Here is a 23320-nt window from a genome sequence, read left to right as displayed (position 1 = left end):
ATGCGGTTTTTGTATTCATTTTTTCAAAAAAGGGTTGATTGTAACTAAATTTTTAAATTTACTCTTACTAACCATACTTGCTATGCATTCCAAAAAAAGTGGAACAAAATTAAACTCAAAATTTTTATCAGGATTGAATTTATTTCCAATCTATTTATAATAATGAATAGGAAAGATAACTAGGAATATTTTGTAATTATTTGATTAATAGGAGGAAATTATGGGAAGATTAGTTCATTTCGAGATTCATGTGAGTGATATGGAACGTGCAAAGAAGTTTTATGGTGAGGTTTTCGGATGGTCCTTCCAAGATTGGAGTGAGTTTGCAGGAATGCCATACTTTGGAGCAGTGACTGGCAATGAAAATGAACCAGGAATCAATGGTGCATTGATGCAGAGGCAAAGTGCTCCGCCGGAAATAAACCAAGCTGTAAATGGATTTGCTTGTACAATGGGAGTAGAAAATTACGATGTAACGGAAGCTAAAATTATTGAGAATGGCGGCCAGGTAGCAATGGCAAAATACGCCCTGCCTGGAATGGCATGGCAAGGATATTATATTGATACCGAAGGCAACATATTCGGCATTCACCAACCCGATGTGAATGCAAAATAGCATAGCTTCCATGATAGATGAATAAAAACATGAATTCACAATAAAAGCAGGGTATGTATGATCCTCCTCTGCTTTATTAATCATATGATAAAAATGGTTTTTCTAATTATGTAAATAACAGGTGATTTAAACGAGATCCAGCTGCCATTTGAGCCAGCTTTTCTTATTGAATGAACTACCATTTGCGCTGCATTGGTGGCTATAGGGAAGGATAGGTGCATACGAAATTATTAACGTTGGCCATCTAATCAACAAATAATTTATAGCAGCAGGAGAAATTGATAAGCAAACTTAAAAGAAGTGCATTTATGATCATTCCATATTTGCTGTAAACTTGGTTGCAGCTGTCATATTGTAACAAAGGATCTATCTCTAGGGAGGATGAAAGGCTAGCAAGCGAAGTTACATTGGCCTTGAACCGACACAAACTATTACAACAGTAAAACAAAACGCATCGATGAAACCGATGCGTTTTTTGTATTCATTAAAATAGAACCATTAGGTCGGTCGGCACTGCTGGATTTTCGCTGTGTTTCAGTAACCAAGATTTCTTTGAGATTTACTGTTAACACCTCTGACCCGTTGGCGATGCTTGTCGTTTTCTGTAGTATAAAAATCTTATCAGTGCACATGCATCCCGTTTCCAGCTGGAATTGCCGGCCCGGAAGAGGCTTGATAATAATGCGTATGGCCATCCTCATATACTACATAGCTCCCGGTATATGTACATCTATCAACCTGCGTTGAAATAGGGGGAGATCTGACACCTAAATACTGATGAACATGCCCATCATCCACTGATGTATAATCAACAGCCCCATGATTATGGTCCGGTACAAAACCAGTTACAAAATCGTCTTTTCCTGCTTTGCTTATTTCCCTCCGCTTATTTAAAGCAAAAAAATCTACAGCTGCTGCTCAGCCGCTATTTTTTCGTTTAATCGGTCTTCCAATACCTGTATCATGTAAAGGAAATGACCGGCCTCACGTAAAACATGGTCAGCAAGAAGAGGATTAATGACGTTGCGAATTTGACATGATTGTATCAGCTCCAGTCCGGTTTTCTTGAAGGCTTGGAGCTCGGTAGCAGCATTTTCACTGTCTTTATTTAATTTTCCAATAATTGGGTATGTCGGCTGCTTCCTATATAACATAGATTCCACATCTCTGGCTTGGTTTAAAAGAGTTTCAAAATCATCCCCGAATTTTCTTGCTGTATTCACTAAATTTCTTTCAGACTGGTCTAGCAATGCAGAGATGAAACGGGAGTGCTCCATCATAATCCGCAGCCAAAATACATTTTCATTAATAATGGCATCTTGAATTGGCTCTAGAATCCCTTTATTAAACTTCTTAAGTGTCCTCATAAAGTATTCTGCTTCCCGAGCAATATGATCCACAAGCAAAGGGAAATTAAATCCGCTTATTTTGCAGTTTATGATAAGGATGAGAAGGTTCCGCTTAAAATTACGGAATCCATGAACCAGGTCAATGCTTTCCTCATTAAACTTCCTCACCAATTCAGCATTGAGGGGCAATTGGTATGCCCGCTTTTCCTGCTGTTCAAAATAATGAAAAAAGCGGTCTGCTGCCTGGATGTGCTGAGTATCCTTCCGGTTGAACCCTTCACCAAGGAATAAAGCGTGTTCTTTCATAATTCTGAGCCAAAATTTGTTTTCGGTAAGAGACCGCTCGATAAATAGCTGTTCGGAAATCGACTCGGGTTTTGCAGCAAAAGATTCGGGTGAGACCAACATCTGATTAAATTGATCCTGTGTTATGTGACCCGGTATTTGAGGCTGACTTTGCATGGTGTGTACCTCCTAAGATGGCTTTATTTCTATTTTATTAGCTGCGTAATTGAAGTATGTTCGATTTCCTAATCCCAAAGGCTGTGTTAAACTTTGTTATTTAGAAAATGACCGAAATAACGGTCTTAAATTAAATGAAGAAGCATTGCGATTTATAATGATTTTTATAGAGTTTAAGTAAGAACTGAGAGTTTGTTTAAGAGAGTAGAAAAGGGATCAAAATAAATATTAAGATAGAAAATGGAGACTATTAAAATTAATTAACAATATTCAAGTGTCAGATTAAAGGATATAATCAAAGCAAAAGAAGAGTCTTGGGGGTAAAGAAGGATGAAGTCGTTTCCAGCGGTTGCTAATTATTTAACTGAACATGCCGAATCATTAGCTATTAAAGTTGTTGATGATATTGTAAAAAGACTGGGGATTGTATTTTCTAAAGAAGATTTAGAGTATTACTACAGTGTTTACACTGAGTTTTTAATATTATCGGCTGAAGGTATAACTTTAAATGAATATGAAGTCCCAGAAGGTTTTTTGGAAATGAGCAAAAAAAATGGGGACCGGCAAGCAGCCCTCAAGGGAAGAATTTCAGGAATTATAGGACGCTATCCACAAATTCGATTAGGTCTTATAGAACAAATCACGAAAGTCTCCTTAAAGCATGGACTTACGACTGAGGAAATTTATGAAGTAAATAAACGAGTTAACTATATGCTCGATATCACAGTTACTGAGACCATACTGGCTTTTGAAAGACAGACCGATAGTGTCATTGATGAAAGAGAAAAAGAGTTAATTGAAAAACAAACAGCGATTAATGAATTATCTGCTCCTATTGTACCTATCCATGATGGTATTGCTGTTCTTCCTTTGATTGGCAACTTTGAACCTGAAAGAGTTGAACATATTTTCATTAAGGTAATACCGGAAATTCCCCGATTGAAGGTTAAATGTCTTATTATGGATTTTTCTGGAATACTTACTATTGATACATACGTTGCAAGTCAGTTATTTAAAATATTTGATGTTCTTCGGCTGTTGGGAATAAATATGGTTTTTACTGGTATTCGCCCTGATTTAGCAACAAAATCTATTCGTGCAGGAATCGACTTCTCATCAATTGAGACGTATGCATCTGTATTACAAGCGATAGAAGTCATAAAAATAAAGGGCTATGTCTAAAGTAAAGGTGAAATGGGCGGTGTAATTTATTAATGAGGTTAGCTATAATTGGTGGAGGATTTGTAAAACATTCAGATAATTTTCCCATCAATAAAAGAATTGTTGAAAATGGGGAAGATTAATCCCAACGTTTTGTTTTTACCTACAGCTAGTAATGACGATGTGGGTTATATCACAGAGTTCACTGAGATTTATGAAAAGCAGTTTTCTGCTGGGCTAACGAGACAGTTTATTTACTAAGACTTACAGGGAAAATTACACTCTTAAAATTAACAAATTAATTTAAATGTTTCGAAGATTTTTAGTTTACGGCGTTCTTTCGTCTTATATATAATAGATGAAAAACCATAGGGAGTTGAATCTATGTTTAATCGGAACAGGAACAAATTTATTCCCGCACAGGAAACCGTAGAAGAAGTAGAAAATATCTACGCTATCTTACCCCCGCCAGGAACCATTATAGGAGAGGCAACTGAAGAAGAAATGGAAAAGGCAGCAGAGCTTGAAGTTAGACATCTGGCTTTCATGAGGCTTCAGGATATGAATATACATTTTGACAGTGCGTCTTATAAAGAACTATTAAAAGAGTTTCAAGAATTTGAAACTGATTCCAGTAAATTTTGGAGAGGCGTATGCAGACGTTTATCCATTCCGTATGAATGGGTCATCAGAATCGATTATGCAAACGGCCCTATTTATGTGGGGGACCATGATTTTTTTGAAGAAGAGGAAGAAGAAGATTGATAAAAAAGACATCTGCATTCTGAACATATGGTATGTAGAAGGCCGTCATCACGACGGCTTTTTGTCGATTGTCGAAAATCTGTCGCAATTTTTACTAGTTACTATAAATACGATATCAACTCTTATGAACTTTACCAGGTTGCAAAGGAATTAGTAAGCAAACCTACTACTATTAAGTGGGAGCGGAACTGGAGGTCGAAGTATTTGAAATGGAGGACATTGGACATGGAACTTTACAGGAAACTATAGATCATTCATTCTTCTCAAATCTAAAACTTCCATAATCGATAACCACAATTTCCTCATCTTCCCCGGATAACGCCAAGTTCCTGAATCTTGGCTTACCTTTATCTGATATAATATCACACGGCTTTATCCCATATTTAATAAATTTGTCTTTTATTTCACCAACCCTATTATAATATTTTTTTTCTTTGGGAGCGTAGAACCGAATTTTTTCATAATAATCCAACCGACTCCAAAGTCTACTACAGGGCATAAGTGTTTTCGTAAATCATCAGGACAGTGCATATATATGTCGATTTCTCTCAGATTACTTTTTATTCCCCTATGAGATATAGCAATTTTTAAAACATATTCATTGTAAAGGTCAAACACAATCCGCCCCCTGCCGCTTCCAATTAATTTATAATTTAAATTTAATGATTCTTCTGCTTGGGCGGCCACTTTTAACTTGGTTGCACTGTCCTTAATTCTTTGATGCTCTAAGTTTAAAATCCATAAATTTATGGACATTAAATCATCATTGGATAAAATTGGCATTTCCATGCTAGCACCCCTAATCACAGTTACTTTTTAGGATTCATAATTAAAATTTCCAGCAATTTGGTTCAAATGGTTTAGGCATTGAAAGTGATAACACTCACTGCTGTAATTTCAAGTGGCCTTTAATACTTTATGAATAAAAAAGCAAGACAGTGAGAGTTTGTCCAAAAATGTATCTTTATCATGAAATTTATTAAAAACTTACTTTATTTCTTAGAATAAAAGGTAAATGGAGGAAAACAACATGAGTAAGTGTTCTCTCTTTTTAGGTGCTGAGCATTTTATTTAAGGCAGAAAAGAGGGGCAAAAAGGGGGCGGGAGTTTAAACAAAGAGAAGCCGATATTTAGTAATATCAGCTTCCGCTTAAATTCATTTTTTTTTTTTAAAATATCTCTCGACAGCCGGTAAAAAGGCCGTGACATCTGCGGCTTTTTTACTTTAAACCAATTATTTCTGAATGTCTGCTTATAAAATAAAACCCTCAGGAAAGACAGTTCAAGTGTCATTTGTAACTAATTCATTTGCATGTTAATGAATTTGTAAATATCATCAAAGTCTCTTTGAGGGATATGGGTAATCTTATTTTTCTTACTTCCGAATATACCTGGTTTTTTTAGTTCTATTACTGTTGCAGTTATGCCAAGAGCTTTAAGAATATCATGGTCAAGCTCCGTATAATCACTGTACTTAATCTCGTGTGGCTTAACTTTCCCAAATGGTTTCACTTCAGTCAATACCGCTTTTGTGGCAGTCACGAATAAGTAGCCAAAAGTTGTTCCGCTGAATGCGCCAGACGAAAGGAAATAGATCTTCTCAGCAGCAAGGTGCTTCTTGACAGAGTCCAATGCTTTCATAAATTGCTGGCGTGCGGTTTTAGGCAGCTTTTCAGCTTCAGCCCAAAGTCCATCGTACGTTGAAAAGTCTCCTGCAATCGTTACTTCTATCGTAATGTTATTCATGATGTTGGTTCCTCTCAGATTAGTATTCCGAATCTATTATAAAGGAACTGAAGAGGCATTACACTTCCATGTTGTTCCTTCATATAGGGAACAACGTGCTTTTATGATAATATTTATATTTCCCCTACTTCCGAAATTTTGACACTAATATTGAGTAATTTCAAGTATCCTAGTTAGTAGCCAGTAAATCAAATACTTTTAAAAGGCGGGAACAATATGAAAGGCTTTTTAAATAATCTGAACAACAAAGTGAAGCAAATGCTTCAGGATGAAACAAGTATTATTAATGAAGCTAAAAGAAGGTTAGAGGACAAAGCGGTCCCGATTCCAGTCACTTCGGAAATGATTTTATATATTTTCAAAAAGCAAAACCTAGAACAAATTACTAGCTTAGACGTTCAAATAATCGGTGGATCTCTGATTGTGAAAGGTACAGCAAAGAAAATGCTAGTGCCAATCAGCTTTTCAGTTGAACTGAAGCCCCAAAGTGCCAGCAGGAGAATGCTAATCTTTAAAATCGTAGACTTAAAGCCATTAAATCAAAGCTGGATCAAGAAAATGGTGTTTAACAAACCGTCTATGCTTTCATACAGTGATGATAATATCTCCATTGACCTCAATCAAATTGAAAAAATCAGAAATATACCAGTAGGCAATATAAAGGATTTTGTAATTAAGGAAAATAAAATATGGATTAGTTTAGGGTTATAAAGCACTCCCAGGAACTATACAAAGGGCCGCTTAATAGTAAAGTTGAACGGTCTTTTCTGTATACATTCCTTTTGTAATAAAAGAAATCATTCTATCTTCAACAGGTAGCGGGAAGGGTTTAATGTTATCAATGCTATCTAAATAGCTATTAAAAAAACAATTGTTACATGATACTATAGAAGTATTAAATTAGAAAATTATAGGTGAAAATCTTGAAGAAAATCGGACTTGTATTAGCTGGCGGCGGCGGAAAAGGCGCGTATCAAATTGGGGTTTGGAAAGCATTAAGAGAATTTGGGGTGGATCAAAACATACAAGCAATTTCCGGGACTTCAGTAGGTGCTTTAAACACACTTTTATTCACTCAGGGTGATTTAGAAAGAGCTAAGCAGGTTTGGCTGGAAATATCACCTGAAAAAATCCTGACTGTTGATCCGGCCAAACTATTGCTGTATGCAAAACGAAGAGTGTCTCCCAGGATCTTTTCAATCCTAGAAACTATGAATACCAGTCTAATAGGACATGGATGGTTTTCACGGGAAGGACTATTGAAAATCATCCGGGATAATATCAATTTTTCATTAGTAACAAACTCAAACATTCCTATATATGCAACTTGTCTGCATGCTTTAAGCTGCAGGGCAGAGTACTTCAAGCTGAATGGATCAGACCAAAAGCGAATTGAATCAATATTGCTGGCATCCTCGGCTATTCCGTTTATTTTTGATCCGGTTGAAATAGATGGTGATATGTATTGGGATGGCGGCATCTCTTTGCCTAATGCAGATAACATACCGGTTAAACCTCTGTATGATGAGGGCTGTGATGTAATAATAGCTGTACATCTTAGCAGGACCGGTTTAATTGACCATAGCAAATTTCCGGAGGCCAAAATCATAGAAATCCTCCCTCAGGAACATCAAGGCGGTGTTTTCAAAGGAACACTGGATTTCACGAGAGCTGGTGCACAGAGAAGAATGGATCAAGGATACCATGATACAAAAAGGATTTTTCAGCCTATTTATAATATGGTAATGGTTCAGAGAAAAATAGGGGCAAAGCTGAATGAAGCGAGAAATGATGAAATTGCGTTTCAAGAAAAACGACGACTTTTGAAAAGTGAACGTGAGTTAATAAAAAAAGACATAGAACAATACATAAAGAGGTAGCAGGGGGATTCCGAGTGAGTCAATTACTAAGTTTACCAAATAAAGCGGAAATAATAGCATCAGAGAAAGCAGAAATCGACACAGTAATTGAGCAGACAATTGCCCTTCATAAAGAGAATGGGGCGATGATTTCAAAGCTGACAATGGACAGTGTAACCGCATTGGCAGCAAGTGAATCCAGAGGAAGGGAATTGTCCCAGCAAGGCTTCTTGAAAAGAGTATGGAACAACCTTACCGGAAAAAACCAAAAAATCCGGGCCCAAATGGATGCCGATACGACCAGGGTCCAATATGCTTCTCAGCAAATGATCCAAAAGCTGGCTGAACAAAACCTATTAACCTTTGATTTGGCAACAGCCGTGAATAATAAGCTGAATACACTGGCATTAGAAATAGATAAAGAATTTAATGAAGTCTATACGAAGCTTGGGGTATTTTTTAAACAAACCCGCTCTGAAATCGTTCAGCTGGAACATCGCATGGAAAAGGTGGAACGAAATGTAGAACTCCTCCATTGGAATACAACCATTGAATACCAAATGTATAATGGAATCGAGTATGCTTTGCTTCCGGATGAGGAAAAAATCGTCTGCATCTCAAACGACTTTTTACATAAAACAAAGGGAACATGGTCGACTGCAGATTTAATGCTGCTAAAGTCAACGTTGGCGGAATTAGGATTACCTATTAGACAATCCATCACTTCAAAATCCTTTTACAATTACCTTAGCCAAAAGCCTGATTTAATCAGCCGTCTTTTCGCAGACATTCCTTTAGATGCGCTGCAAACAATAGAGCCGTATCAGGCTCCAGTATTAAAGGGTGTCGAAAAGACATTAAAGCTTAATGCAGATGAGAAATATATTGTAGATAGTGTTACAGAGCAATTGAACATGGCGGGAGTAGCTTTTAATGACAGAGAAATCAAACTGTCGATCATTCAGCAATACTTGAAAAACAATGCATATATGAATCCCGAAGTAGAAGTAAATCTTTTCGATTTTGTTTTAGAATTGCTGGTTGATTTAAATATGATCTACAAAGCGGAGGCTTATACAGAAACCATTGACGAAGAAAGTGATGCAGCAGGAGATTATGATCTATTCCTAATCGATGCTGGAGACAGCAAAATAAAAGTAATGAAAGTTTTTAAGGATTCCTGCGGCTTAAGTTTGGAGGAGGCAAGAAAACTTGTTAACATGGCTCCTGCAACCATACTGTCCCGAATTACAAAGGATCAAGCTATTGCTGTTGAAAATATCCTTAGACATGCAGGGGCTAAAGCCATAACGAAAACGTACAAGGAAAATGTGCACTTTGTGCATGCAAATAGAGATGGGATCATCAAGCTAAAAGATCCTACGTATTTTATAAAGACTGGAGAATATGTTCAAGACAATACCAAATTAGCAGAAATATCTGATGTAATCATAAATCCAACTTTTACAATTTTTTCATCCAAGAAATCGGATAGCAGTACAAAAATATTTGCAAATGTAAAAGGAAAGCTTTTTTCTGTATTTGTAGAACACGGACAGATAATAGAAAATGGGCAGCCGATCATGCTAATTTTGTCCGAGGAATAATGCTGGTAAAAGAAAACCGGAATCCTGTAAAAGATTTCGGTTTTTTTATTGAATGTAAAGGTATTCAGAATATGAACTAATGTGCGCCAGCCCCGGCTTTTATTAGAAGCGGGGGCGTGTGGTGCAATTGCTCATTCCTTTCCATTATTAGATTTAGATAAACGGATAGGGAAAGAGAAGGTAGAACTTATTCTTGGTGTAAAACCGTTTAAAAAAATAGATTTTACATTAATGGAAGAGCCAATCTTCCATGTTCTGAATGATAATTTTAAAAAAGAGTTTAAGAAACTTCTTCCATATACCTATTGTTATCGTTATGCGAAGGACTTCAAATCTACAGAATTAAAGAAATGGAATAGCATGGATATCTACTTATGCAGGAATGTGGCCATAGAATATTACGGAAATCATGTCGTTATTGACAACTATGAATATGTAGAGTATGGAAAAAATAAGGTTTATATGAAAATACCAACTTCCATCCAGTCCTATTCTGAACTGGTAAAAGTATTTGAGTTTCGTGATGCCATTGCGGATATGTTATCGAGCTCCATTGATGTTGAAGGTAATCGAAAGGATTATCGCGAGATGCTGGCAAAACCGGAACATGATAGAAAAAAGACAATCCTTAGTGATTTTGATAACCCTGATCTATTAATTGAGATCAAAAAACTATTTCAACAGGATGTAAATGATAAACAACAGTTTTGGATGGATGTGATGAATACTGTTGGAATAACGGTTGATGAGGAAAAAAACTATTCGGATGATGAAATGAAAGAAATTCTTCACTTAAGTGATACGGTTTTTGACAAATGTAATCAATTTATCCTTTTTGAAGATCTTCAAGCATTGGAAAACGCTCCATATCTTATAGAGCTCTTTCAAGAACTCCAAATTGATATTGAGCACTTTAATTTGAATAGTTTAGAAAATATATCATTAACTAAGTACCTGGAAGCCCAACTAGATGAGTGTATGGCAACTTATAAAAAACAATATGCAACCTATCTTTATGATCAGATGAAAGGTTTGGAAATACAGCAAAAGCAATAGTTCCACCAAAAACTAGCAGACTATGAAAATATTAAATTAGAGTTGGAACATTCAATTTATGTAAATGTAACAGATATTTTATTTAATGCAACAATAGATTTAGCTGCTATCGTACCAAAGGACTTAAACGCTATTTACTTTTCAAACAAACATAAATTAAAAGATTTATTGAAGATCAACGAAACAGAATTGGATGACTTTTTATCCAATCATCATTATGACAGCCTCGTCTACTTTGGAGAACTAATCGAATTACAAAAGCTTTATACACATTTCGTGAAGAAGGAAATTGAAAAGGATAAACAATATAATCAAGAAGGTCTACAGGACATTTTGGATAAACTAACCTCTAATCCGCGTTCCAAAGTAGAATGGATCTCCGAGAATGCTAGATTGGATCAGGTCTATGCGGAAGGAAAAGCAGGTCTTGGATATGATATGAAGTATGTTAATGATGAAGGGAAGACGATATACGTGGAAGTGAAAGCATCTACTGGGGAAGAAGAGTCATTCTATATGACTACTAATGAAATGGAGTTCGCCGAACAGCAGGGAAAAAATTTTGAACTCATCTTTGTAACCAACATTAACGATGACCGACAAAGACAACTTTATCGATACAAAAATCTATTTCAATACGAAGAAGGACAGTCTAGATTTGATAACAACAAATTCCGTATTGATGCAAAAGAATACCGTTTACAGACAAGAAAGAAATAGCAAATGTTAATGTACAAATAGTACATAATAGAAAAGTATTAAAAAAAGAGAACTCACCATGCCCGCTAAAGTAGTGTGAGTTACTTTTTTACTTTACACCCATTGGATTAGCCACCAAATTACTGTGGATAATGCTCTCATCCGTGTTCCAGCACGACATTTTTAATAAATCAAAAACCACATCAATTTTGATTTCAACTGGACACATAATTGCTTCGCTTGCCTGGACAGCAGCCTATTTAAAGAAAAGAAAAGAAAAGAAAAGCAGGGTGGTCCATAAAAAAAAGAAGAGGTAAACTTTGAATTTTATAACTCGTGGATTTTGCTGGAGGAATTGGTGGAAGGGTAAATGTAATTGAAAGAATGGGGTCAAGCCTCCGGCACTTTAAAGCAACGGTGTCATTTCCAATAGAGGGAGACCAAGTTCGGAGCTTTTCCGCAAAAGCGGAGACATGCAAGACCTCAAGCTTTCTAAGTTCATAATTCCATTATTCCCAGTCATCACCCATTGTTTTTTACCATCATTTCAATAGGTTCATTGATTTAGTTGAATTGATTTGGGTATAATAAGAACAGGAAATAGCATATATTAAAAAAGACCGCTGGAGCGGCAACTCCAAACGGTCGATGCAATAGGCGGGCCCCTTGCAAGGGTGATCAGCCTAATAGGGGAATAATCCACCCACTGGCATCCATGCTCAAGGGTGGATTATTTTTTTGGTTAAATGACAGCATCGCCACGATTAAACTTGCAAAAGTAAAGCAAATCATTAACGTTTCAAACACCGTCACCAGCATCACCCCCTTCCTATAGGGGAGTGCTGACCACCCTTGAGAAACACTATTCTATTACCCTCCCATTATATCATGATTTTCACCAATACCTGGTATATTAATTGAATAATAAGCATCTGAATTAAACAATCTCTTTCCAACATTTTTCCTCCTCTATTTTGAGGAATTTCGGTTCAATTAGACTATCGACAATTAGGTGTCTGGCCCTCACTCCAGGACCGGTTTAACGTGCCGGGGGCTTACCTCAAGGATACAAGGATAAGGATGATTTATGTGGATTTTTTGATGAAGAAAGTGGTGGAGGCCAGTTATTTAACAGCTGATTCTGCTGCCTATTACCGTACGATATTACGATATTTTTATCATCAGCATGAGAGAATGCGAGATTTTATTGCTCCAGAGGAAGTTTTTGAATATATGCGTTCGATGCCAATGTTCTCGGATTATCAGGAAGATCGGCTTCATCAGCAGCTTGCACAGCTTGTGAAATGGAACAACTTGATTGCACGGCAGGATATGACTAGTGCCAAGACAGTGGAAGAGTACAAGAAGAAGCCGTTTCGTTACCAATCTTCTCCTTATACCATCGAGATTGAGAGAATGCTTGTGGTCCTGGAAAAGAAAGTCGGGGATACGTTTCAAGGTTCATTGGAACGGTCGCAATTTGACCGATTGTTTCAAGCGCTGACCGCTGTCCAAAGTCCCGAAAATAGAGAGAATCTGGCCTGCGATCGGATCATCTGTTTGGATTGTTGAAAACTCAAGCGTCTGCTCGACCATCATGGATGCTGTTCCAAAAGCACCGATCATAATGCACACATGGCCAGCTGAGGCTGGCCAGCTGGCAGCTGCTCGACAGGCTGGTTCAATCAGGCTGCACCCTTTTTTACTCCGGGGATTTAGACCCAGAAGGTATAATCATCGCAGACCGGCTAAAGAAGAGATATCATCACCACGTGGTTTTATGGAGAATGGATCAAGAGGCGTATGAAGCAAGCGTATCGAATGAAGATATTTCGAATCGGCTGGCGAAGCTAAATCAAATTGTTTCTCCTGAATGGGCCAGGTTAATCGACCTGATGAGAGACAAGAAGCGGGCGGGGTATCAGGAAGCGATTGTTACTAGACTGATTAGTGATATAAGGCAGCATATTAATAAAAACCAACTTAAAGGTCAGCCTAGATTTAAGCAGTGGTAGTGGGGGGTTAGTCCCCTGGTGCTTTACTTCACCGGGGGACTGACCCTTTTTTTAGAATGGGGTTGCTGATTTTGAAGTATACCCACAAACTTAATATTTTCAATATATCCTCCCATCTGTTCATTGCTGTGTTCCTTATTTTGATAGCCCATCAAGCAGTGTTTAGTAAGAACTTCTGTATCTTGCAACATAGTAAAAAGTAATTAAGGTTAGTTTATTTGATATTAATTTTTTAAATTATCTATATATTTCGATATTGACATTTAAATAAATGGTTTTCATAATAAGGAATGTAAACGTTTCAATTTTGTGCTTTTATTAATATTGAAACGTTTCAAAAAAATGATTTGGTGATGAATATGGCCACAATTAAAGATGTTTCCCGAATGACAGGGATATCAACAGGAACTGTATCAAGATACCTTAATGGCTACAAGGTCAAAAAAGCCAATGAGGTGAAGATCAAAGAAGCCATCCAGGAACTCGATTATAAAGTCAACCAGATGGCAAGGGGACTAAAGACAAATAAGTCGTATACAATCGGAGTTCTCATACCCAGTATCACCGACATATTCACCAATCAGGTGATTGAAGGAATGGAAGAAACACTGGATAAAGAGAATTACAGTCTCATAGTCTGCAATTCACGCCAGTGCCTTAAGACCGAAGAGGAAAAGATTCGATTTCTGAAAGAAAAACGTGTCGATGGTATTATCATGATGCCGGTTTCAAACCAGGGTCAGCATGTGCAGGAAATTATTGATGATGGAACACCTGTGATCCTGATCGACAGGCTGCTCGAAGGTGTGGAAGCTGATGCTGTTGTTTGTGATAATGTGAACGGATCTTACAAGGCTGTTGAGGAAATGATCCGATTAGGGCATAGAAAAATCGGAATTATTGCTGGGCCGGCCGATATTTATACAGCAAGGGAGCGGTTGAATGGATATGTAAGGGCTCTTAGCGACTATATGATCCCCATCGATGACTCACTGATCCTTCATGGTGACTACAAAAAAGGCGGAGGGTACGAGGCCTACCAGAAATTCATGCAAAAGGAAAACAGGCCGACCGTGATATTCGCTACCAACTATGAAACTACGATGACGGGCGTCAAATATTTCATGGAAAATGACATTAAAATCGGGGAAGACATCAGTCTTTTTGGATACGACAACACAGATGTATTCCAAATGCTCACACCCAGAATAGCCACAGTGATCCAGCCAATGAATGACATCGGAGAAACGGCTGCACGCATTTTATTAAAACGAATTGAAAATGATTACACACTTTTCCCGAATGTAAGCCGCTTAAAAACTAAGATTTTGGAAGGGACCTCTGTCAAGAAACTGATTTAAATGCAAAATGCATTTATGGAGGTGATGAAGAGAGAACTTCCAGATGTACATAAGAAAATTTGAATGTAAGTTGCAGTTGATGAAATAAGGGAAATCCATAATGAAAAAATTGATAGTCTTGTATTGATAGGAAGCATGAAGGGAACACCCTATTGGAGCAATTAAAAAGTTACATAAACTTACCAAAAAGAGGAGAACAATATGAGCGTAGTATCTGCAAAAGAAATGATGAACTTAGCATATGAAGGGGGATATGCAGTCCCTGCCTTTAACATCCATAGCCTTGAAACAGTCCAGGTGGCAGCTGAAGCAGCCGCTGAAACCAAGTCACCCCTAATGATTACTGCAACACCGTCATACGCCGGTAAAGATTACCTCAAAAACCTGGATGCCAATGACCCTCGTAAATACCTCACACCCCGAAAAGAAGCGATGAAAAAGGTCGCCATTGAAAAAATCATGATGTGTGAAAGCAGCGGAAAAGCATGATTACAACAGTTACCCTTAATCCATCTGTCGATAGGCGATATTTTGTCAATGATTTTGCAACAGGAAAAGTTACAAGAGTAAGTGAATTTGAAGCCACAGCGGGAGGGAAAGGACTGAATGTAACAAGGGTCGTTCACCTCCTTGGGTCGCCCATCCTGGCGACAGGACTTCTTGGAGGAAAAAGCGGGGAGTTTATAGAGGAATCATTAACACTTTCTGGGATAGATCATCAATTTCTTAGAATAAACGGAGAAACGAGAACATGTATTGCCATTCTATCTCAGACGGAGCAAACTGAAATCCTTGAACCAGGCCCAAGTGCTGCTGATGAAGATGTGCAGAGGTTCCTCTCCCTTTACGATACTGTCCTTGATCGTTCAAGCATCATCGTCGGCTCTGGCAGTCTGATGAAAGGCATGCCGCTTACTCTTTACCGGAACCTCATAGAAAGGGCGAGAGAAAAGGGGATACCATTTCTTCTCGATACAAGCGGGCAGTCTCTTGTAGAGGCCATTAGCGCAGGGCCCTCTTTCATCAAACCTAATCTTGAAGAACTGGAAGCTATTTCAGGCATGCCACTAAAAAGCGATGAAGATATCGTAAGTTCTGTTGATAAAGTCACCCAAAGCCAAGTGGAAACTGTGATGGTTTCACTTGGGGGAGATGGTGCTCTCGTGATCCATAAAGGTGAGGCCTTTCGTATCAGAATCCCAAAGGTATCTGTGAAAAACCCGGTTGGTTCCGGAGACAGTACTGTTGCAGGATTTGCTGTAGGGACATTAAAAGGTTATAGCATCCAGGACAGAATGAGGTTCGCCATTGCCTGCGGAACTGCCAACGCCATGGAGGATGCAACAGGGTTTGTTAACAAAAAAACCGTGGTAGACTTAATGGGAAAAATCATAGTTGGGTCAATGTAAAAATCCACTGCGCTATCTGACTCCTAAGACGATAAAAACCTGGTAGCATGAAGCGAATTTAGAATTCTTTAATAACTCAGTCCTGAAATAGCAGATGGAAAAAGGAGGGGAAATGTTGCAACTAAAGTTAATGAAATCCTTATGGGGTATGACTGGGGCATTAGAACAGCAATTCTCACAAATTGCTGAGGCAGGATATGATGGCATTGAAGCAGATCCTCCATTAAATTCAGCAAAAGAATTTGAACAGCTTTTGAAGAAGTACAATTTTGAATATATTGCTCAAATACATACACAAGATGATCATATTGCCTCTTTTGCCGAGCAAGTTAAGAGGGCTGCTTCCTTTAATCCGATAATGATTGTTTCCCATAGCGCCAAAGATTCGATGTCAATAGAAAATCAGTATGTATTCTTCGAAAAAGCACTTGCATTGGAAAAAGAAATTGGTATTCCTATTGCCCATGAAACACATCGTGGCAGAGCAATGTTTACTCCATGGCATACGGCTATACTATTAAATGAGTTTAAGGAGCTTAAACTTACTGCCGATTTTAGTCATTGGTGCTGTGTCTGTGAATCGTTATTGGAAAACCACGATAAAGAGCTGGAAATCGCCATTGAGCGGGCAATACATATACATGGCAGGATTGGATACTCGGGAGGACCACAAGTTCCGCACCCATTAGCCCCCGAATATAACCTTGAAAGGAAAAGACATGAAGATTGGTGGTTAAAAATCTGTAATCAGCGGGAGAAAACGGGGGCTTCCTATATAACATTTACCCCTGAATATGGTCCCTCTCCTGATTATATGCATACAATCCCATTTACAAATATGCCAGTAACTGACCTTTGGGAAGTGTGCAGGACTATGGGGCAAAATTTTAAGCTTCTTTTTCAAGAGGGAGGAAGATAACATGCTTCAAATCCATGAATTCAAAGAAACATTACTTAATCACAGGATTCAATCATCTGGTCCAATTCCTACAATATTGGATTCTGAAGGTGTGTATCCATATGAAAGCTACGTTGAAACGGCTGAGAGGCCAGACCTTAAAGAATATCAAATGGTAGTAATGGAGAATAGGTTTATAAGTATAAAAGTGTGTCCTGATCTAGGCGGTAAAGTTTACTCAATCACAGATAAAAAGAGCGGCAGAGAAGTTTTATATGATTCCGGTGCAGTGCGTCCTGTTCGGATATTACCTCGAATGGCTTTTATTAGTGGAGGCATTGAAGTTAGTTTCCCAATTTCACATACACCAGTTCAAATTGAACAGGTTCAATACAAGTGGGAACAAATCGATAATCGATTGTATCTATGGTGTGGTGAAAGAGAAATAAGTTCCGGAATGCATTGGACGGTAGAATATTCAATAGGGGAGTCGGATGCTTTTCTCACACAGCGTGCACTGTTTTATAATTCCACTTCAAAAAAACAGCCTTGGATGTCCTGGTCAAATGCTGCGGTGCCAGCCCGGGAGGATTCACTGCTTCATTTTCCAAAGGGGCAGGTATTATGTCATAGTGATCAATTAACAACAATACAGTGGGATAGTGAAAAATATGGACTATTAAAGCAACATGACAGGATGTCAGGCTATTTTTGGGAAAAGCCTGAATGCAATGCTTTTGGGGTATACACACCGAGCCTCGGCTGTGGTCTTTATCACATCGCGGATTCAAAGCAAGTGCCCGGGATTAAGCTTTGGACATATGGTATTGGACGGGATGAGAGGTGGGCTCATGTTTCCTCACTTGGTGAAAATTCATATATTGAGATCCAAGCAGGTCCTATAGTTGACCAATCTATAAAAGAAGAATTAGAACCGGGGGAACACCATGTTCATACTGAATATTGGATTCCAAGTGCGGTTCCATTAACCATTGAAGAAATTGATCTTCCTCAAGTCCAATTGATTCCGCCAAATGTGATTCCCCAATTTGAATGGATCGAAAGAAGGAAGGTTACTCCATGGATGAATCTGTTACAAGTTTATGAATCTCAAAACAAAAATGATATTCCACCGGCCCCCTCGTTAGTAGAGAACATCTGGCCACCGTCCGGTATGGAAGACCTTGGAGATGCACTAAATTGGGCAATTAGTGTTACGGAAAATGAAGAGAATGAGGTTTGGAGATATTATTTCGGTGTTTGGCAGGCTGGTACGGGACAATTTGAAAAAGCACTGGAAGTATTGAAGAATGTTTCAATAGATTGGGCCCGATTGGTAGAAGCAAGAATTCTCATTCATGCACATAATTCTTGCCAGGAGGCAGTAAAAACATTAAAACAAATAAAATCAGTTTCTCTATCTCTCCACCCGCAAGTCGTTATTGAACGAGACATCGCCCTTTCTCACTTGGGGGAGATAGCACTTGCTGAACGGAAAATGTGGCTTGATCAAGTTGCTTCTTTAGAAGATGAAGAATTGATAGAGCGTAAAATCTCCTTATTATACGATTCGGGCCAATATGAAGAAGCACACGAATTGCTGGAATCCAGGTCATTTTCGCTCGTTCATCAGCGGTATGAACGATCAAAACTTTGGCTTGACCTTCAGAAAAAGTTGGGAAAGAAGATTGATAAGGAATTTCCTGGAAGCCTTGGGGAAGACAGGCTGGCAGCATTTGGCCAATACAGAGTCTTTGAAGGATAGGTAAAAAAGTAAAACAGAAAAGAGATAGCTCCTTGACTGGATTCCCGCTATACCATAAGGCATGACTAGGAGTCTGTTCATGAACTATCTCTTTTTTATTTTAATATTTTGTTAAATGGGTAGGGGATAATTCGAGTAAATGATCCCCACTAGGTTTCATTGTGTTTATTTTTTCATCTATTTTTTTAAGGAAATTATCGTATCCATGTTTTCCTTCCTTTTGGTGTTCGATAATCCATTCTTGCCACTCTTTTACGGTTTGGGTTGTTTCGCTAATAATACGCTCCTTTGTCCAATTAGGATAGATCGCTTTAATCCAGGCTAACCCAAAACGAATATGCCCGGATTCATCAGCCCAATCGAAATCGCAATCTTGAGCACTCTCAAAATCTTCAACTTTGGATAACTCATTTTTCAAGTGAGATTTATGCATAGGCCCTTTTTGTTCTACTCCATGCAGGAGAAGCAGTAATTTTTCTATTCCTTCGCGGCGGAATGCTTTCCAGTTATCTGAAGCCATTGGTGTGTCAATTCCCATTTCAAATCCCATTGATATTAACCTTTGCTCACCCATCATGCTGTGGCGCATTTCATCATAACACCATCGAGCGGCATTTAAATATAATTCCCAGGGCATTTTATCGTATTCCCAAATCAAGGCAGCTACCGTTTCGGATGCCCATACTTCATTGGCGTGGTCGATAGCTATCCAAAGGCGCTGTTCAGCTTGATTTTTTGGATTTCGTGGCGGAACCTGCGTTTCTGCATATTGCCAAGAAGGATCCCTGCCACCAACCATAGGAATTTCAAAATCTGCCTTTTGGAAAAAAACCTCAAAATGCGAATGGGGAGCCTGATCGGGACCCGTGACTCCGCCGCAGGAATGAAAAGCTTCGAGTAAACGCTTGTTTTCTTCTTGTATGGATGGATTCTTTGAACCACCCAATTGTTCCCAAAGCGTATCAAACTCAGTCATTTCTTTTTCAAGTTCAAAAAGAATCCGTTCTATATAAATATGACTCGGGGCATCATCAAGCGGATCACTTTCTTGTAAATAGGTTTTAAATGACTTTATTAATTCCGGCTTGATTACATGGTATACATATGATAAAAATTGCTGGTCTGTTTCTGCATTAGGCAGTTTTTTGAGTAAACGAATCAAATGCATGTCAACATTATCATCTACATCCACTCTTGGATAACGAAGATTCAGAACTCGTGAACGCAAAAGGTCGGCATGTGAGGCATCCAGCCAAATATGACGTGCCAGCATTTTTTTAGCTTGCCAAATTCTTAATTTCGTCAAATACCCTGCCATAGCCCGCATGGTTTCTCGCTCAATTCGATAGAAGCGCCGCATCAAATTGCTGGCTGATTCAACATCTCGATAGATCGTTTTGTTCAGGTGATCTGTATTTGTCATAGATTCCATCCTCCTAATTAAGTAAGTATTGAAAAAATTCTTATACAAATCGTAACAAACATGTTAAAAGGAGAAAATGTACGGTATGACTAAAATAATGGATTATATGATTAGTCCTTTGCCGATTCGCATAGTTGATCTTAAGGTGGATTCATCGAAATTAAAAATCTCTGGTCTCAGGATATTGCAAATCGGTCATTTACCCGGAAGAACTCTTCGAAGAGAAAATGTCACGTTTGATAATTGGGCCATTGTATTCATAACTGGCGGAGAAGGAACGATCGAAGTAAGGGGTGGTCGACTTCAAAAAATTGAAAGCGGAAGTATGCTTTTTGTTTATCCAGGTTTAACTTTGTCTTTTGGACCCCTGAAATATTGGGATGAATATTATATCCGATTTGAGGGAGACAGAATCAAAGAATGGATAAAAAGCAATATGATTAAACAGGAGTTAAACGTAAAAAACGTAGGAGTCAGTTCGAATTGGATTAATAAGATAGAATCAATATTTTTCAAAATGGATAGCGGCCTTCCCGAGGAGGCTGATCGGGCTGCGCTTTTGCTGGAGCACTTAATCTATGAATGCTCCCAATGGAACGGGGAGACAGCTGCCAAGAAGACCAATTCGACATTATTCTTAGCAATAATAGAAGAACTGACCAGCAATCTGAATCCTTCAATAAATGCCGAAGAAATTGCTGAACGTTACCATCTTTCAGTTTCTACTCTCCGTAGGTTAATAAAACAAAACTCGGGATATCCTTTGCATGAATATTGTCACAGGCTAAAAATGGAACGTGCTCAAAAGTACTTAATAACTACAGACGAGTCTATTAAGGAGATCTCATTAAAGCTGGGATATTCTGATCCCTATTATTTTTCTCGTTTGTTTAAAAGAATCTCCGGCATTTCACCTCAGCAATTTCGCAAGCAATATTAAAAGTCTTATTTATTATGATAGAAAGTGAGTTGGTTATAAAAAGATGAAAAACATTTATCGGATTGGAAAAATTGATTTACAAGATGACCCTTCTGAACATATTTGGTCAAGGATGGTACCTATAAATATTGATTTCTTTCCTTGGGATGCTAACCATTATAGGCCCAGGACTGAAGTGAGAATGTTTTACAATGAAACGGATTTTCATGTTCAATTTAAGGCACGTGAACCGGAAATTACAGTGTCCTATTATAAAATGGACGATCCCGTCTATAAAGATAGCTGCGTAGAGCTGTTCTTAAATCCTTGTCCAGAGAATGGCTCCCAATATATTAATTTTGAAATTAATCCTATTGGGACAATGTTAGCTGGAATAGGAACAAATAAACAAGACCGAAAACGGATAACTTCCAACGCAATAAAAAGCTGTAAGGTAAAAACATCAATTACAGAGCAAACAGTCTCTCTCTATAATGGTGAGTATTGGGAGGTACAACTTTCCATTCCATTTCTTTTTTTAGAACATTATTTTGGAAAACTTGATTTCATTCAAGGCAAGGAAATGCAGGCGAATTTTTATAAGTGCGGCGATGAATCACTCTTTCCCCATTATGGCTGCTGGAATGAAATTAAAGCTCAATCTCCCAATTTCCATTGTCCCGAATATTTCGGGAAAATCCTATTATTAAGCTAAGTAAAAAGTTTCTAAGTCGAAAATAGTGAAAAATATTAGGATAAGACAAAAAACAGGTTGACCCATCAACCCAACTTATAATATACTTTGGTTGTCAGAAAATTTTCCAAATTTAGATTTTTGAAAAAGGGGGACATATTTTGAGTAAGAAATTCCGGGGTTTTGCTGTTTTAATGTTAGTTGCAGTTTTTCTATTAGCTTCATGCAGCAGTTCAGACACATCTTCATCTTCAAAAAAAGGTACTACAATTCAATATTGGTCAATGTGGAATAAAGGAGAACCGCAGCAAGTAGTATTGCAAAGAATAATTGACGAGTATCAGGACGCAAATCCAGATGTTAAAGTGGATGTCCAGTGGATGGGACGTCAAGTTATGTCTAAAGTACGAAATGCTGCTTTAGGCGGAACTGCTCCTGATCTTACAGAGCAGGCTGGAGCAGAGATTGAAGGGACATTATTTAAAAATGATTTAGCAGAACCGTTAAACGAATTACTCTCAAAGAAGATTCCAAATGAAGATCAAACCTTCCAAGATGTCTTCATCGATAACACTCTATCTTTCTATAAACAAGAAGAAAACACATTTTTCATTCCTTATGAAATTATTAGTTCTGGTTTTCACTATAATGAAACCGCATTCAAAAAGTTTGGGGTTGAGCCCCCAAAAACATGGGATGAGTTTCTGGCAGTAAGTGAAAAGCTAAAGAGTGAAGGAGTAGCCCCTCTGGCGTTGGATGGCAATATTGATTTTTATAACGCTTACTACTATTACTGGACAGCGGAACGTTTAATGGGTCCAGGTGCACTATTAAAGGCTGCTGGTGATAAAACAGGTAAGACTTGGGCTGAACCTGGTTATTTAGAAGCAGCTAAAAAGATTAAAGATCTTACAGATAAAGATTTCTTTGCAAAAGGTTATAAAGGCAGTCAATATCCTGCAGCTCAGACAGCTTGGGCTAACGGCGACTCTGCAATGATTTTGAATGGAAGCTGGCTCTCTAGTGAAACAGCAAAATATTCTTCTAAAGATTTCGTATACAGAGCATTTCCTTTCCCAGAAATCACAGGCGGTAAAGCCAAAACAGATCAAGCTGAACTCTACTTAATTGGCTGGGTGGCTCCAAAAGGTGCAAATACAGAGGCAGTTCAAGATTTCCTGGCATTTGCAATGCAAAAGAAGTATCAAGAGGGAATAGTCAAAGATACAAAAAATATTAGTGCCAGAAAAGACTTAGATGCCCCTGAAGGATTAGCTGATTTTAGAGAAATGATTGTAAACGCTTCATCTTACCATAAAGAATATGATGGTTTACAGGCTGAATATCCAGAATGGTGGAAAACTGTATTTCTGCCTCTGGATGATAAGTTAGTATTTGGTGACATTACACCTGAAAAGTTTGTTCAAGAGCTGGAAAAACAAACAAAGAGTTATTGGGATAAGCAATAACTTTGGAGGGAAACAGGAGTTCAATTCTCCTGTTTTCTTTTAAAGGG

22 protein-coding genes and 2 pseudogenes are annotated in these 23320 nt (G+C 38.1%); 18 read left to right on the top strand and 6 right to left on the bottom strand.

The genetic code is table 11. From position 1 onward, the window contains the following. Positions 1–220 precede the first annotated feature (220 nt). Positions 221–616, top strand: a complete 396-nt coding sequence (locus CVD28_RS06550) for a VOC family protein (protein WP_101591556.1) — start codon at positions 221–223, stop codon at positions 614–616. 534 nt (positions 617–1150) lie between these two features. On the opposite strand, the pseudogene CVD28_RS06545 reads toward CVD28_RS06550, so the two are convergent. Together CVD28_RS06545 and CVD28_RS06540 are read right to left on the bottom strand one after the other, a co-directional pair. Further along, positions 1151–1492 (bottom strand): annotated as a pseudogene (locus CVD28_RS06545) (YmaF family protein). 29 nt (positions 1493–1521) lie between these two features. Continuing rightward, complete coding sequence (locus tag CVD28_RS06540) at positions 1522–2427, bottom strand: DUF2935 domain-containing protein (protein ID WP_101591554.1); 906 nt, start codon at positions 2425–2427, stop codon at positions 1522–1524. Between the two features lie 330 nt (positions 2428–2757). Here CVD28_RS06540 and CVD28_RS06535 point away from each other — a divergent pair, with 330 nt between their 5' ends. Together CVD28_RS06535 and CVD28_RS06530 are read left to right on the top strand one after the other, a co-directional pair. Next, positions 2758–3609, top strand: coding sequence for an STAS domain-containing protein (locus tag CVD28_RS06535; RefSeq protein WP_101591553.1), 852 nt, complete (start codon positions 2758–2760; stop codon positions 3607–3609). Positions 3610–3972: 363 nt separating this feature from the next. After that, on the top strand, positions 3973–4353 hold the full coding sequence (locus CVD28_RS06530) for a hypothetical protein (RefSeq protein WP_101591552.1): 381 nt from the start codon (positions 3973–3975) through the stop codon (positions 4351–4353). Positions 4354–4752: 399 nt separating this feature from the next. Here the strand turns inward: CVD28_RS06530 and CVD28_RS06525 are convergent, their stop codons facing one another. Both CVD28_RS06525 and CVD28_RS06520 read right to left on the bottom strand, forming a co-directional pair. After that, positions 4753–5142 (bottom strand): hypothetical protein, encoded by a 390-nt coding sequence (locus CVD28_RS06525; protein WP_101591551.1) that lies wholly within the window; start codon positions 5140–5142, stop codon positions 4753–4755. Between the two features lie 510 nt (positions 5143–5652). Next, positions 5653–6099, bottom strand: a complete 447-nt coding sequence (locus CVD28_RS06520) for a PH domain-containing protein (RefSeq protein ID WP_101591550.1) — start codon at positions 6097–6099, stop codon at positions 5653–5655. A gap of 216 nt (positions 6100–6315) precedes the next feature. On the opposite strand from CVD28_RS06520, the gene CVD28_RS06515 reads away from it, so the two are divergent. The 5 genes from CVD28_RS06515 (at position 6316) to CVD28_RS06495 (ending at position 11341) form a co-directional block, all read left to right on the top strand. Next, positions 6316–6810 (top strand): hypothetical protein, encoded by a 495-nt coding sequence (locus tag CVD28_RS06515; protein WP_101591549.1) that lies wholly within the window; start codon positions 6316–6318, stop codon positions 6808–6810. 212 nt (positions 6811–7022) lie between these two features. Then, positions 7023–7979, top strand: a complete 957-nt coding sequence (locus CVD28_RS06510; RefSeq protein ID WP_180954010.1) for a patatin-like phospholipase family protein — start codon at positions 7023–7025, stop codon at positions 7977–7979. 14 nt (positions 7980–7993) lie between these two features. Then, positions 7994–9565: a ribosomal protein L7/L12 gene (locus tag CVD28_RS06505; protein ID WP_101591547.1), complete on the top strand. Its 1572-nt coding sequence runs from the start codon at positions 7994–7996 to the stop codon at positions 9563–9565. Positions 9566–9646: 81 nt separating this feature from the next. Next, positions 9647–10621 (top strand): hypothetical protein, encoded by a 975-nt coding sequence (locus tag CVD28_RS06500; RefSeq protein ID WP_101591546.1) that lies wholly within the window; start codon positions 9647–9649, stop codon positions 10619–10621. A 42-nt stretch (positions 10622–10663) separates the two neighbouring features. Next, positions 10664–11341, top strand: coding sequence for a DUF3883 domain-containing protein (locus CVD28_RS06495; RefSeq protein ID WP_101591545.1), 678 nt, complete (start codon positions 10664–10666; stop codon positions 11339–11341). A 657-nt stretch (positions 11342–11998) separates the two neighbouring features. Here the strand turns inward: CVD28_RS06495 and CVD28_RS28460 are convergent. Continuing rightward, positions 11999–12133, bottom strand: coding sequence for a putative holin-like toxin (locus CVD28_RS28460; RefSeq protein WP_219621184.1), 135 nt, complete (start codon positions 12131–12133; stop codon positions 11999–12001). A 276-nt stretch (positions 12134–12409) separates the two neighbouring features. On the opposite strand from CVD28_RS28460, the gene CVD28_RS06490 reads away from it, so the two are divergent. The 7 genes and pseudogenes from CVD28_RS06490 (at position 12410) to CVD28_RS06460 (ending at position 18768) form a co-directional block, all read left to right on the top strand. Further along, a complete protein-coding gene (locus CVD28_RS06490) occupies positions 12410–12892 on the top strand; it encodes a DUF2397 domain-containing protein (protein WP_257985778.1) in 483 nt (160 codons plus the stop codon). A gap of 68 nt (positions 12893–12960) precedes the next feature. Then, positions 12961–13335: pseudogene (locus CVD28_RS06485) on the top strand (DUF2399 domain-containing protein); the annotation flags it as partial. 359 nt (positions 13336–13694) lie between these two features. Next, entirely contained in the window at positions 13695–14696 is a 1002-nt protein-coding gene (locus tag CVD28_RS06480; RefSeq protein ID WP_101591543.1) for a LacI family DNA-binding transcriptional regulator, read from the top strand. A 201-nt stretch (positions 14697–14897) separates the two neighbouring features. Continuing rightward, complete coding sequence (locus tag CVD28_RS06475; RefSeq protein ID WP_101591542.1) at positions 14898–15185, top strand: class II fructose-bisphosphate aldolase; 288 nt, start codon at positions 14898–14900, stop codon at positions 15183–15185. After that, positions 15182–16105 (top strand): 1-phosphofructokinase, encoded by a 924-nt coding sequence (gene pfkB / locus CVD28_RS06470; protein WP_101591541.1) that lies wholly within the window; start codon positions 15182–15184, stop codon positions 16103–16105. The genes CVD28_RS06475 and pfkB overlap by 4 nt, the downstream gene beginning before the upstream one ends. A gap of 115 nt (positions 16106–16220) precedes the next feature. Next, positions 16221–17024, top strand: a complete 804-nt coding sequence (locus CVD28_RS06465; protein WP_101591540.1) for a sugar phosphate isomerase/epimerase family protein — start codon at positions 16221–16223, stop codon at positions 17022–17024. A 1-nt stretch (position 17025) separates the two neighbouring features. Continuing rightward, positions 17026–18768, top strand: coding sequence for a DUF5107 domain-containing protein (locus CVD28_RS06460; RefSeq protein ID WP_101591539.1), 1743 nt, complete (start codon positions 17026–17028; stop codon positions 18766–18768). 100 nt (positions 18769–18868) lie between these two features. Here the strand turns inward: CVD28_RS06460 and CVD28_RS06455 are convergent, their stop codons facing one another. Then, positions 18869–20191 carry a DUF455 family protein gene (locus tag CVD28_RS06455; RefSeq protein ID WP_180954008.1) on the bottom strand — a complete coding sequence of 441 codons (1323 nt, stop codon included), beginning with the start codon at positions 20189–20191 and terminating at the stop codon, positions 18869–18871. 85 nt (positions 20192–20276) lie between these two features. Between CVD28_RS06455 and CVD28_RS06450 the strand changes: the two genes are divergently transcribed. The 3 genes from CVD28_RS06450 to CVD28_RS06440 all read left to right on the top strand — a co-directional run bounded on the left by CVD28_RS06450 (position 20277) and on the right by CVD28_RS06440 (position 23273). Further along, positions 20277–21131 carry a helix-turn-helix domain-containing protein gene (locus tag CVD28_RS06450; protein WP_180954006.1) on the top strand — a complete coding sequence of 285 codons (855 nt, stop codon included), beginning with the start codon at positions 20277–20279 and terminating at the stop codon, positions 21129–21131. Between the two features lie 43 nt (positions 21132–21174). After that, entirely contained in the window at positions 21175–21825 is a 651-nt protein-coding gene (locus CVD28_RS06445) for a carbohydrate-binding family 9-like protein (protein ID WP_101591536.1), read from the top strand. A gap of 173 nt (positions 21826–21998) precedes the next feature. After that, positions 21999–23273, top strand: coding sequence for an ABC transporter substrate-binding protein (locus CVD28_RS06440; protein ID WP_142384733.1), 1275 nt, complete (start codon positions 21999–22001; stop codon positions 23271–23273). Positions 23274–23320: the final 47 nt, after the last annotated feature.

Origin of the sequence: Bacillus sp. M6-12 (genome assembly GCF_002860285.1) — a bacterium.
Lineage (GTDB): Bacteria > Bacillota > Bacilli > Bacillales > DSM-1321 > Peribacillus.
This window is presented reverse-complemented; position numbering and strand designations above follow the sequence as displayed.

Excerpts from the sequence above, each read along its gene's own strand:
- CVD28_RS06550 (WP_101591556.1), top strand. The coding sequence starts at position 221 with ATGGGAAGATTAGTTCATTTCGAGATTCATGTGAGTGATATGGAACGT.
- CVD28_RS06540 (WP_101591554.1), bottom strand. The coding sequence starts at position 2,427 with ATGCAAAGTCAGCCTCAAATACCGGGTCACATAACACAGGATCAATTT.
- CVD28_RS06535 (WP_101591553.1), top strand. The coding sequence starts at position 2,758 with ATGAAGTCGTTTCCAGCGGTTGCTAATTATTTAACTGAACATGCCGAA.
- CVD28_RS06530 (WP_101591552.1), top strand. The coding sequence starts at position 3,973 with ATGTTTAATCGGAACAGGAACAAATTTATTCCCGCACAGGAAACCGTA.
- CVD28_RS06525 (WP_101591551.1), bottom strand. The coding sequence starts at position 5,142 with ATGGAAATGCCAATTTTATCCAATGATGATTTAATGTCCATAAATTTA.
- CVD28_RS06520 (WP_101591550.1), bottom strand. The coding sequence starts at position 6,099 with ATGAATAACATTACGATAGAAGTAACGATTGCAGGAGACTTTTCAACG.
- CVD28_RS06515 (WP_101591549.1), top strand. The coding sequence starts at position 6,316 with ATGAAAGGCTTTTTAAATAATCTGAACAACAAAGTGAAGCAAATGCTT.
- CVD28_RS06480 (WP_101591543.1), top strand. The coding sequence starts at position 13,695 with ATGGCCACAATTAAAGATGTTTCCCGAATGACAGGGATATCAACAGGA.
- CVD28_RS06475 (WP_101591542.1), top strand. The coding sequence starts at position 14,898 with ATGAGCGTAGTATCTGCAAAAGAAATGATGAACTTAGCATATGAAGGG.
- pfkB (WP_101591541.1), top strand. The coding sequence starts at position 15,182 with ATGATTACAACAGTTACCCTTAATCCATCTGTCGATAGGCGATATTTT.
- CVD28_RS06460 (WP_101591539.1), top strand. The coding sequence starts at position 17,026 with ATGCTTCAAATCCATGAATTCAAAGAAACATTACTTAATCACAGGATT.
- CVD28_RS06455 (WP_180954008.1), bottom strand. The coding sequence starts at position 20,191 with ATGACAAATACAGATCACCTGAACAAAACGATCTATCGAGATGTTGAA.
- CVD28_RS06450 (WP_180954006.1), top strand. The coding sequence starts at position 20,277 with ATGACTAAAATAATGGATTATATGATTAGTCCTTTGCCGATTCGCATA.
- CVD28_RS06445 (WP_101591536.1), top strand. The coding sequence starts at position 21,175 with ATGAAAAACATTTATCGGATTGGAAAAATTGATTTACAAGATGACCCT.
- CVD28_RS06440 (WP_142384733.1), top strand. The coding sequence starts at position 21,999 with ATGTTAGTTGCAGTTTTTCTATTAGCTTCATGCAGCAGTTCAGACACA.